General features: G+C 45.0%; 9 protein-coding genes. 1 reads left to right on the forward strand and 8 read right to left on the reverse strand.

Features of this window, described 5'->3' with window-relative positions:
* Positions 1-4: 4 nt before the first annotated feature.
* Genes P3L57_RS14820 through rmgP form a run of 3 tightly spaced genes read right to left on the reverse strand, consistent with a single transcriptional unit; the run spans position 5 to position 2,599 of the window.
* A complete protein-coding gene (locus tag P3L57_RS14820; protein ID WP_082687877.1) occupies positions 5-508 on the reverse strand; it encodes a lipoprotein YteS in 504 nt (167 codons plus the stop codon).
* A complete protein-coding gene (locus tag P3L57_RS14825) occupies positions 505-1,626 on the reverse strand; it encodes a glycoside hydrolase family 88/105 protein (protein ID WP_139127446.1) in 1,122 nt (373 codons plus the stop codon). The genes P3L57_RS14820 and P3L57_RS14825 overlap by 4 nt, the downstream gene beginning before the upstream one ends.
* A 7-nt stretch (positions 1,627-1,633) precedes the next feature.
* On the reverse strand, positions 1,634-2,599 hold the full coding sequence (gene rmgP / locus P3L57_RS14830) for a polygalacturonan/rhamnogalacturonan ABC transporter permease (protein ID WP_069487043.1): 966 nt from the start codon (positions 2,597-2,599) through the stop codon (positions 1,634-1,636).
* Positions 2,600-2,806: 207 nt separating this feature from the next.
* Between rmgP and P3L57_RS14835 the strand changes: the two genes are divergently transcribed.
* The gene (locus P3L57_RS14835) at positions 2,807-5,122 is read left to right on the forward strand and encodes a helix-turn-helix domain-containing protein (RefSeq protein ID WP_083244516.1); all 2,316 of its coding nucleotides are present in this window, start codon (positions 2,807-2,809) and stop codon (positions 5,120-5,122) included.
* Positions 5,123-5,161: 39 nt separating this feature from the next.
* Here P3L57_RS14835 and P3L57_RS14840 read toward each other — a convergent pair whose 3' ends face one another.
* The 5 genes from P3L57_RS14840 to bioB form a co-directional block, all read right to left on the reverse strand.
* Positions 5,162-6,652 carry an extracellular solute-binding protein gene (locus P3L57_RS14840; RefSeq protein ID WP_069487042.1) on the reverse strand — a complete coding sequence of 497 codons (1,491 nt, stop codon included), beginning with the start codon at positions 6,650-6,652 and terminating at the stop codon, positions 5,162-5,164.
* Positions 6,653-6,675: 23 nt separating this feature from the next.
* Positions 6,676-7,536: a carbohydrate ABC transporter permease gene (locus P3L57_RS14845; protein WP_083244538.1), complete on the reverse strand. Its 861-nt coding sequence runs from the start codon at positions 7,534-7,536 to the stop codon at positions 6,676-6,678.
* Positions 7,537-7,743: 207 nt separating this feature from the next.
* On the reverse strand, positions 7,744-8,514 hold the full coding sequence (locus P3L57_RS14850) for an NAD-dependent epimerase/dehydratase family protein (RefSeq protein ID WP_069487041.1): 771 nt from the start codon (positions 8,512-8,514) through the stop codon (positions 7,744-7,746).
* Positions 8,515-8,599: 85 nt separating this feature from the next.
* Positions 8,600-9,784, reverse strand: coding sequence for a biotin biosynthesis cytochrome P450 (gene bioI, locus P3L57_RS14855; protein WP_059291805.1), 1,185 nt, complete (start codon positions 9,782-9,784; stop codon positions 8,600-8,602).
* Positions 9,785-9,873: 89 nt separating this feature from the next.
* Entirely contained in the window at positions 9,874-10,881 is a 1,008-nt protein-coding gene (gene bioB / locus P3L57_RS14860; RefSeq protein WP_044153769.1) for a biotin synthase BioB, read from the reverse strand.
* Positions 10,882-10,883 lie beyond the last annotated feature (2 nt).

Raw genomic sequence — 10,883 nt, forward strand, 5'->3', positions numbered from 1 at the left:
ACCCCTATCGGACTTCTGTTAATTGGGAAATCAGCTGCAGCGCTTCCTCTGTTTTTTCGGAGTATACAGGGATAAACGCTGCCATATTTCGATTCAGCCGAAAAGAATAGCCGTTCAGCTGTTTATCCCCTTTCTCAATCAGAACGGCATAGACTGTTTTTTCTCCCGTTTTTTGATTTACGGCTGTATAAGGCGATGAATGTTTCAGTGACAATCCGTCTAACGGCTGAAAATTCCCCGGATCATCGTATGCTGCAAACAGGTCTTCAGGCACGATAAAGACGTCTCCCTCGCGAGCCGTAATTTCAGTCAGCAGCTTTTCCGGCAAAGCGGGAAAGATTTCTGCCCTGCCTGCCTTCTTTTCAGCGGCCTCTTTTATGTTATTCTGTACGCCTGCCTGCATATCTGAAAACAGGATGACATGAATGCCGTCCGGTCTGCTTGAGCACGAAGCCAAAAACAGCACCGAGACGATCACACATACAGCCGCACATAGAGATCTTTTCATTTTTCGTCTGACCCGAGAAGCGCTTCCAATTCTGTCATCGCCAAAATAAACGCTCCCGCCCCGTGAAGGTCGTTTGTGCTCCGTTCGCGGCTGACATAATAATCATAAAATCCTGCCGACGTTCCGACACATATATCTTTGACGAGAAACGCACCGTCTTTTGTTGTTTCAGTTTTATGCTGAATCAGCCCTTGATACGCTTTTAACAAAGACGTTTTATAGGATCTGTCGAGATATCCCTTATTGATTCCTTTAGCGATGGCATACATATACAAGCACGATCCCGAGCTTTCCAGCCAGTTGTCAGATCTGCCGCCCTTGTCAACGATCTGATACCATAATCCTGTTTCCTTGTCTTGGCAGCGGCAGATGCTTTCGAGCATGTCCTGCAGTGTTTTTTTCCAGACATGACGGGTTGGGTGCTTCTCAGGCAGCTCTTCAATCATGTCTGCGAGTGACATGACGTACCAGCCGATTGAACGCGCCCAAAACTCCGGAGAGCAGCCTGTCTCTTGACTGGCCCAAGGCATTTTTTTCGCTTCATCCCACGCATGATAGAAGAGCCCGGTCTTTGGATCCTTCGTATGCTTTCTCATCAGGCCTTCCTGAAGCACAACCATGTCAAACAGCTCCGGCTCGTGCTTCAAATTGGCATATTTCAGTGCAAACGGCCCGCCCATATATAAACCGTCAAGCCACATTTGATATGGATAGCCGTCCTTATGCCAGAACCCCCGCTCTGACGTTCGGTTCAGCGTTCCGTATAAGCCCCGCAGCCTTTTTGCCGCTTTTACATAGCGTTCATCCTTCGTCTTGTCGTATAAAGGAAAAAGAATAAGGCCCGCCTGAATCGCGTCGAGTTCGTCTCTTTTAAATAATAGATTGCCATAATCATCAATTAGGAGATCCGCATAAGCTTTCGCATAATCAAAGTACCGTTCCTGTCCGGTTGCTTCCCAAAGACGCAAAACCCCGCATAAGAAAACGCCCTGATGATAGTGCCAGCGGTTTGCAGGCGGCAGCTCTTCAACTGTATACGTGTTCATAATCGTTTCTGCCAATGCCTCCGCATACGTAAGAGGCGACTTTACAGCGATTGATTGATCCATTGATACCATCCCTTTCTTAATAGATTCCTTCCTCGCCAAATTTCTTCGCCAAACGATTCGCAAGCATGACCAAAATCAGCCCGACCGCCGCTTTAAATACGCCGACCGCTGTACTGTAGCTGAATTGGCCCTGTTTCAGCCCTGCAGTATAAACGTACGTATCAAAAATTTCCGCGACTTCCCTGTTTGTGGCGTTTAACAGCAAATATACATGCTCAAAGCCAAGCTCCAGCGTGTCCCCGATTTTTAAAATCAGCAAAACGACGATGACGCTTTTGATAGCCGGCAGCGTAATATGCCACATTTGCCGCAGCCGTCCCGCTCCGTCCATTTTCGCCGCTTCATAAAGCTGAGGATCAACCGCCGTCATTGCGGCCAGGTAGATGATCGTTGACCAGCCCGCTTCTCTCCAGATGACCTGCAGAATATACAGCGGACGGAACCATTCTTCATTCAGCAGAAAATTGATTTTTTCACCGCCAAAAAACGTAATCAGTTCATTAATCAGGCCCCCGTCTACTGTCAAAAGCACAAATGACAGCGATACAACAATGACCCAGGACATAAAGTGCGGAATATAAATCAGCGTCTGAACGAATTTTTTAAAGAGTGCGATCCGCACTTCGTTTAGAAGAAGCGCTAATAAAATCGGCACCGGAAAAAAAATGGCCAGATTCAAGGCAAAGAGCACGAGCGTATTTTTTAACAGGACAAAAAATGTAGGCTCTGTAAACAGCCTGATAAAATGCTTCAGCCCGACCCACTCGCTGCCCCAAATACCGAGAAACGGCTGATAATCCTGAAACGCAATCACGATTCCCCACATTGGAACATATTTAAAAAGCAAAAAATAAATACATCCCGGCAAAATCATAAAGTACAAAAACTTTTGCTGCAGCAGCTTACTTAGTAAGCGCTTTCTTTTTTCTTTTTTTAAAATGACTGCGTCTACAGCCGGCGCTTGCGCTTCTGCTGTTTTCATCTTTTTCAAAGCCTCCTTTCACGGGTTCTTGTTTTCACTGTAGCGCAGCGTACAAAAGTCCGTCTACAATCATATGATCACATTCTGCCTGAGCCCTTTGTCATCAAGGATTTCGCGCCTCTATCTGAAAAAAAGACACCGATATTAGAAAATGATTATTGACAATATCTATCAATCTTTGGATTAATTGTATTAAGGTGTTATGAAATGGGGGGTTTTATGAAAAGAAGCCAATACAAGTTTTATTACAAACTCATCACGTTTTTTTGTTTACTCAGCACCATTCCCGTCATTTTGGTCGGTTTGTTTTCGTACGAGCACTCTCAGAAAACGGCCATCTCCAACGTTTCGGAGGAAAAACTCGACACGCTCCAGCAGACCCAGCTAAGCATCGAGCACATCCTAAAAACCGTCGATCATTCTTTAACCCACTATGTGAGTTCGCCGCCTCTCCTCCGCACACTGTCTGAGCCTTTGCACTCTGACCAATTTCAAATCTATGACCAAGTGAACCAAGAGCTCAACTATTTGCAAAGCTTTGATACCGATTTGTCCAACATGACACTTGTCAGCTATATGAAAAATTGGTACATGAACAATTCCGGTCTGTACCGCATGAATACGGACTCCCTTCATAAAGCAGCCGAGGCGTATTCGAAAAAACAAGCCAGCCGGTCCTATTGGACGCTGGAAAAAAACAATCGTATGATCTCCACAAAGGAAGGCACTTCAGAAAGCTGCCGGTATAATATCAATTTGATTAAGCAGCTCCCGCTGAACAGCACAAACACGAAGGGACTGGCAGCCGCAAGCATCCCAAGCTGTTCACTCGTTAAAAATATGCCTGATTATTCAAGCGCAAACAGTGTGTTTATCATTGATGAAAAAGGCCGTATCATCCTTCACAACAACATGTCTGATATAGGCGATTCTCTTCAGAACGACGATTTTGTCAAAAAAATGCTGACGCAAAGCTCCAAAAGCGGCCAGTTTGAAACAGTCATTGACCGCATTCATTATAAAGTGACCTATCAAAAATCAGACTATAACACGTGGACTTATTTTTCTCTCGTTTCCCTGCCCGAACTAAAAAAAGAAGCCAAGTCGATCGGCTGGATCGCCTTTACGGTATGCTTCGTTTTGTTAACGCTTTCATTATTATTCTCTTGGCTGGGTTCCCGCCATTTTTATAAGCCGATCCGGCTGCTTTATGAATCATTTGCGCGGCACGGAGCCTTTCCAGAAAAACAGCCTCATCAAAACGAGTTTGAATTAATTGAGCAAAGCTTCAAGCAGCTCAAAAACAGAAACGACGACCTTGAAGAAACAATGAGGCAGCAGGCCACTCATCTTCAGCAATATTTTATGGTCAGGCTTATGCTTGGAAAGCTGACGGATGAGGAGGTCAATAACCGCTTTGAAAGCCTCGGCTTAAAACAAAAATGGCGGCATCTCGCCCTGCTGGTGCTCCAAATTGACACACTGAATCAGACACCGTATGAGAAAAAAGATATGGACCTGCTGTTGTTTGCCGTCAACAGCCTGATTGAGCGGAACATCCCCGCGGAAAAACGCCTCGCACCAGCGGTAGTCGATAAACAGCAGGCAACCATATTGATGAATGAGAGCGGAACAAAAGAGGCATTTATGGCCGAGCTGAATGATACTGCCCGGATGATTCAGGATACAGTTGAAGCTGAGCTGCACCTGTCTGTCAGCATCGGCGTCAGCCAGCCGTTTGATGCATTAGCAATGGCGAAAAACGCCTATGCGGAAGGCTTAGAAGCGTTAAAATACCGGCTGAAAGCAGAAAACAAATCGATTATCTTTTATGAAGATCTGGATCAGAAAAAAACGTTCAAAACCCATTTTCCGAAGCAGCTTCAGCATGAACTGTTCGATGCTGTAAAAGCCGGTGACAAGGAGAAAGCAGACAAATGCCTGCACGCGATTTTACAGTCGATGTTTACACACAACACCAACCCGTACCAATTTCAGATCGCAATCGCCCGTTTTCTGAATCATGTCATTGAACTGATGCATGTACTCGGAATAGAACTATTTGAGCTTGAAGAAAACAAAATGCTGTATGACCAAATTTTTGAGCTGAAGACATTCGAGGATACTGAAAACTGGCTGAAGCAAGAATTCATTGATCCGATGACAGACAAAGTAAATGCCCGGGCCGATGCACAGTACAAAAATATTTCCGACAACATAATCCATATCATCCACCATGAGTTTGAATCCGATTTAACGCTGGACGAAATTGCCCGCAGGCTGCATTACAACCCGAACTACTTAAGCAGTATTTTCAAAAAAGAAATGGGCATTTCATTCAGCGAGTATGTCTCAAATTACCGCCACCATATGGCAAAAAGCTGGCTGGCTGAATCCGACATGGCAGTGAAAGACATAGCTGAAAAGCTCAAATACAAAAACTCGCAAAACTTTATCAGATCCTTTAAAAAGCTAGAAGGCATCACACCGGGCAGCTACCGCCAGCAAAAAAGAAGCATATAAAAACCCAAAACCGCCTGCACGTTTTGGGTTTTTTCAATATTATTTTGTTTTATTAAACGCTTCCTCGTATTCCTGAATAATCTGCTTTCCTCCGCTTGTTTCCCATTTTTCAACTTCTTTATCAAACTGGCTTTCTGTAATTTCTCCGATCATATATTTATAGGTGGCATCGTCTATCATTTTTTTCAGTTCATCTCCGCGTTCAGACTCCGCGGCGGAATACAAACTCTCTGCCGGATTGGAGACGATGATGTTTTCATTGTCTTCCGTGAGCTCCTCGTACGCTGTCCGCAGCGGATCACCGGTGTTTTTTAAGTAGGCTTTATCGATAGCGATTAAGGCGGACAGCGGCTGAATATCCATCTGCCAATCTTTTACCTGGCTTTCTTTTCTTGTGAATGTTTTGCCTTTGCCTTTATTATAATGAACCCCGTCAATGCCGTATGTCATCAGGCTGTAGACGTCCTCTTCGGCTATTCGGTCAAAGAACGACAAGATCCGTTTCAGCTCGCTTTCTGATTTCACACTCGTTTTCGGGAAAGCAAATACACCGTTATGCCCTCCTGACGCCCATACACGCTCTTTTCCGTCAGGGCCTTTTATGCGGTTGATGATCTCCAGCTCCATTGATTTATCGGAGGCATTGTCACGCAAATTGACAGCGTCCACCATATTCCCGATATAGATGCCGGCTTTTCCTTGAGAAAACAGCTCCTGCTGCTGGGTTTTGCTTGTGACCGGAAAGTCTTTATTCATGTAGCCGTTATCACGCAGTTTTTTCATGTAATCCATCGTGTCTTTGTATTCTTTCGTCATGAAATCAGGCGTAAATGTGCCGTTTGATTCCTTCCAGTCTGTCGGCATGCCTTCATATGAGCCAAGCGTCTTAAAAGCGCCGTAAATCAGATCATTTCGGTCAGTCAATCCGAATGTATCATCTTTTCCATCCTTGTCCGGGTCGTTCTCTGTAAACGCTTTGGCAACCTCATAAAGATCATCCAGCGTTTCCGGCGTTTTCAAATTCAAATTGTCCAGCCAGTCCTTCCGAATGACGATGCCTTGTCTCGAGAGGGGACGCTCTCTGTATATCCCGTAAAGCTTGCCATCGATTGTGACATTTTTATTAATGAGTTTATTCATCTTGTTTAAATTCGGATAATCTTTGATATAATCGCCGATTTCCCAGAACATTCCCGATCTGAAGGCATTCATGACAGACGAATTTTTAATGTCTTGAATCGTCACGATTTGCGGGAGATTGCCGGCTGCAAGCGCCGCATTCAGTCTGTCTTCTTTTACCGCATCAGGAACCCACGTGATGTCCAGTTCTGTATTTGTCAGCTTCTCAATTTCTTTGATCGCCCTGTCTTTCGGCGGCTGCTGGTGATACAAAATCGCCATCATAGACAGCTTTACCTTTGAATCCGAGTCCGCCTTGCCTGATGATTGATCAGCCCCTTTACAGCCCGCCATCACTCCTCCGAGAGCAAATACAAGCACAATCAGAAGCACCCTCCATTTGTTTCCCATGATATCCCTCCGTTTCATATTCTTTATCCTTTGACAGACCCCAGCAAAGCCCCTTTTGCAAAATGCTTTTGAATAAATGGATAGACCAGCAGAACCGGAATGGTTGCTACGACTATTACTGCCATTTTGATCGTTTGCTCAGGCGGCGGGCTGCCCGAGCCCATTTCCGACATATCCCCTTGCACCCCGCTTGATACAATCACGATTTGGCGCAAAAGCACCTGAATCGGCCACTTAGCTGAATCATTTAAGTACAAGATCGCCGTCATATACGTATTCCAGTACGTCACCGCATAAAACAGTGAAATCGTTGCGATCGCTGGAAGAGACAGAGGCAGCACAATTTTGAAGAAAATCCCCAAGTCATTGCAGCCGTCAATTTTTGCGGACTCTTCCAGGCTCGCCGGGATGTTTTGAAAGAAGTTTTTCAGAATGATCAAGTTAAAGGCATTAATCGCTGTCGGCAAAATAAGGGCCCAGTAAGAATCGAGCAATCCAAGGGATTTGACTACCAGGAAAGTCGGAATCATTCCGCCGCTGAAGAGCATCGTAAATACGACGAGAAACATGAGCGGCTGCCGCCCAATTAAGTCGCGGCGGGATAAACCGTAAGCCATCAATGAAGAAAGAAACATGCTGACCGCCGTGCCTACAACTGTCACAAACACAGAAACGAGCAAGCTTTTATAAATGATATCTGTCGAAAAAATGTAACGATAGGCATCGAGCGAAAACGTGGTCGGTATTAAAATGAATGTTTTCGAAACCACTTCCTCTACTGTGGCAAAGGATGCTGCAATGACATGAATAAACGGAAGTACGCATATTAAAGCGAACATCAGCAAAAATCCGTAAATCAACATATCAAACAGGCGATTTTTCAGTGAATGTGCGATCGTTCCCACCCCCCTTTTGTAAGCGTTATCATTTTTTAATAAACGAGCTGCAGCTTGTGACGATATCGTGTCTAAAATGTAGCAAATGTGCGATTGCCATGTCTATAATCATTTGAACACTGTCCCTTGCCCGGCGGCATCGGAACTGGCTTGAAACCGATCATAAAAGAAAAAGAGCATAATCTTAGAAAATGATTATGCTCTGTTATTGCCGTTCTCTTCCTCTTTCAGAAGCTCAGCAGTATTCATTTGAGGCGCAAACCCAAGCTCCTGAACCGCGGATTCTATCGACCACGGCTTGCCGGGATTGTTAGAGACGGCGTAATAAGTGCCGTAACGGATATTCGTTTCAATGGCCGCTTTAAAAATCGACAGCAAGTCCGGATGGGAAAGAAGCGTTTTTTTCGTCCGGTCGTTCTCATGCAGTGTATCCATTTCATCTGTGACGACCGTTCCGATTCGAAGGTTGATGACAGAGAGCTTATTTTCCAGATAAAACAGGTGGCCGATATGTTCCGAGGTCAGCTTTAGGACGCCGTATAGATTTTTTGACAGCGGATAATCGTCGGTTGTGATTTCCCGCCCTAAGAGCGAACGCCCGTCTTTTTCGTACACATCTGTCACATGATTGCTGCTGGCGAAAACAACCTTTGGGATGCCGAGCTCTGCTGCCGCGCGGCACAAATAGTAGCTTGCTCTATAAAAAATATCCGTCATTTTTTCAAATTCAGCTGTGTCCATGACATCGTATTTGATTTTGACAGCGAGTAAGTTCACGATCACGTCTGTATCTCTCGGAATCTTTTTCAATAGATCATCATAGTTTGACGCATCTGCCTGAATAGCGGGTCCTAAGCCTTCGTAGCGGTCTTTATCCAGCACCGTCACCTCGTACTCAGACTTAAGCCCTTTAGCCAATATTCTCCCAATCACACCATTTCCGCCGGCGATCAGCACTTTTCTCATATGTTCACTCCCCTTTTTTATAGATTGCCCATTTTCGCCGGGGATGACACGTTTTCAGCATTCACATGGCTTCCTTTAGCCTTCATTAAAAAATAACCGGCAGCTCCATAAGCGCTCTAAAACCAATTAGCTTCCGGTATCGCACTTCAGAAACAGCGAGCTGCAGGCCGGGCATGCGCTGCAGAAGAGTGTTGATTGCAATTTGTGCTTCTAGCCGTGCCAGCGAGGAACCTATACAAATATGGTGGCCCTGTCCGAATGAAAGATGGGGATTAGGGCTTCTGGTGATATCGAATTCATTGGCATGCGCGAATACTTTTGGGTCTCGATTGGCAGCCCCCAGCAGAATATAGACATGCTCCCCTTGTCGAATCGTTACGCCATTCATTTCAATATCTTCTGACGCAACACGGGCTGTCATTTGTGTAGGGCTTTCATAACGTAAACATTCCTCAACTGCGGTATGAATCAGAGCTGGGTTTTCTTTGAGCTGCAAAAGCTGTTCTCGATGCTGCAGCAGACAAAGAAGTGAGTTGCTGATGAGATTCACTGTTGTTTCATGTCCGGCGATCGCAAGCAATATACACGTTGATGCCACTTCCTCCTCCGTCAGCTTATCAGCCTGTCCTTCCTTCAGCAGCATGCTGATCACGTCATGCTGCGGTTTTTGTTTTCGTTTTTGAATAAGCTCTCTAAAATACTCCCTCATCATTACAGTGATCTGATTGCCATCTGTTAACACCTTTCTTGATCGGGTAAAATCAATCGTTTGAACAAGGCTTGACGCCCACTCTTTAAATTGATCCCTTCCTTCTGCCGGCACACCTATGATCTTAGCTATAATGCTGCTTGCCAAAGGAAAAGCAAAGTCAGAAATCAGCTCCATCTTTTTTTCCCCTTGCACTTGATCAAGCAAATGATGGACAGTTTCATTTATAAATGGGCGATAGCCCTCTGTCATTCTCGGAGTAAATACCCCGCTGACCGGCATACGCAGGCGCCTGTGATCAGGCTGATTCTGAAACAGCATCATCTGCTTCTGGACATGATTCAAATCCTTATATTTTATAGAGGTCTCAGGCAGCGGGACACGTGTTCTGAATCTGGTATCTTTCAGAATTGCTGCCGCTTCCTCATATCCCGTGACATACCAGCCTGGATACTTTAAAACATTCCCTTTATATAAAGGGTGTGCAGAACGTAATGTATCGTAAAAAGGATAAGGGTTTTTAAAAAATGCAGAAGGTGTAAGTGAAATTGAATTTGTCATATGCTCCCTCTCATGATTCTGACATCATCATTTTGACTCCATAAAAATAAAAGCAATCGACATGACACCGATTGCTTCTATTCTTGCTTTCAGCTATTTGCACTTAAACTGGCTTTCATTTCTTCGACCGATTCTACTTCAAATCCTAAATCACTCAGCATTTTATGATCCTCCGTCTCCTCCTGTCCGGAAGTCGTTAAATAATCTCCGACAAAGATGGAGTTGGCGGCGTACAGCCCCAATGGCTGCAATGAACGGAGATTGACCTCTCTTCCACCAGAAATGCGGATTTCTTTTGACGGATTGATATAACGGAACAGCGCCAGCACTTTTAAGCAATACAGCGGGTTTAATTCATTTACGCCTTCTAATGGTGTGCCGTCAATCGCATGCAAAAAATTCACCGGAATGGAATCAGCGTCAAGGGCCTTCAAGCTTTGTGCGATATCGATGACATCCTGTTTCGTTTCCTTCATTCCGATAATGGCGCCTGAACATGGAGACATGCCGGAGGTTTTTGCAATCTCAACCGTATTGACCCTGTCCTCATACGTATGTGACGTGGTAATGTTTGAATGATTTCTCTGTGATGTATTGACATTATGATTATAGCGGTCTACTCCGGCTTCTTTCAGCCGCTTCGCCTGCTCCGGCTTTAACAATCCGAGACACGCACAAACTTTCAGTCCATACGTATCTTTTATTTCCTGTACCGCTTCTGCGACCTGATCCACTTCTCTGTTGGACGGCCCCCTGCCGCTTGCCACGATACAATATGTACCTATGTTCAAATCATGCGCCCGCTTTGCGCCTTCCAGAAGGGTTTCCTTATTCACCATCCGGTAACTCTCAATCGGCGCTTTTGAAATGGCAGACTGGGAACAATAGCCGCAATTTTCCGGACAGAGCCCTGATTTTGCATTCATAATCATATTGAGCTTTACTTTTTTTCCATAAAACCGTTTTCTGATGTGAAAAGCTCCATGCATCAAAAGCAAGATGTCTTCATCTGGACAGTTTAAAATCGAAAGCGCCTCTTCGTTGGTCACCTCTGCTCCGCCCAGCACCCGGTCTGCAAGTTCCATCCATTGATTCATTT

This window comes from Bacillus sp. B28 (genome assembly GCF_029536185.1).
GTDB classification, from domain to species: domain Bacteria; phylum Bacillota; class Bacilli; order Bacillales; family Bacillaceae; genus Bacillus; species Bacillus halotolerans.

Bases quoted from the DNA above. Each gene is read 5' to 3' on its own strand.
- P3L57_RS14820 (WP_082687877.1), bottom strand. From the start codon at position 508: ATGAAAAGATCTCTATGTGCGGCTGTATGTGTGATCGTCTCGGTGCTG.
- P3L57_RS14825 (WP_139127446.1), bottom strand. From the start codon at position 1,626: ATGGTATCAATGGATCAATCAATCGCTGTAAAGTCGCCTCTTACGTAT.
- rmgP (WP_069487043.1), bottom strand. From the start codon at position 2,599: ATGAAAACAGCAGAAGCGCAAGCGCCGGCTGTAGACGCAGTCATTTTA.
- P3L57_RS14835 (WP_083244516.1), top strand. From the start codon at position 2,807: ATGGGGGGTTTTATGAAAAGAAGCCAATACAAGTTTTATTACAAACTC.
- P3L57_RS14840 (WP_069487042.1), bottom strand. From the start codon at position 6,652: ATGGGAAACAAATGGAGGGTGCTTCTGATTGTGCTTGTATTTGCTCTC.
- P3L57_RS14850 (WP_069487041.1), bottom strand. From the start codon at position 8,514: ATGAGAAAAGTGCTGATCGCCGGCGGAAATGGTGTGATTGGGAGAATA.
- bioI (WP_059291805.1), bottom strand. From the start codon at position 9,784: ATGACAAATTCAATTTCACTTACACCTTCTGCATTTTTTAAAAACCCT.
- bioB (WP_044153769.1), bottom strand. From the start codon at position 10,881: ATGAATCAATGGATGGAACTTGCAGACCGGGTGCTGGGCGGAGCAGAG.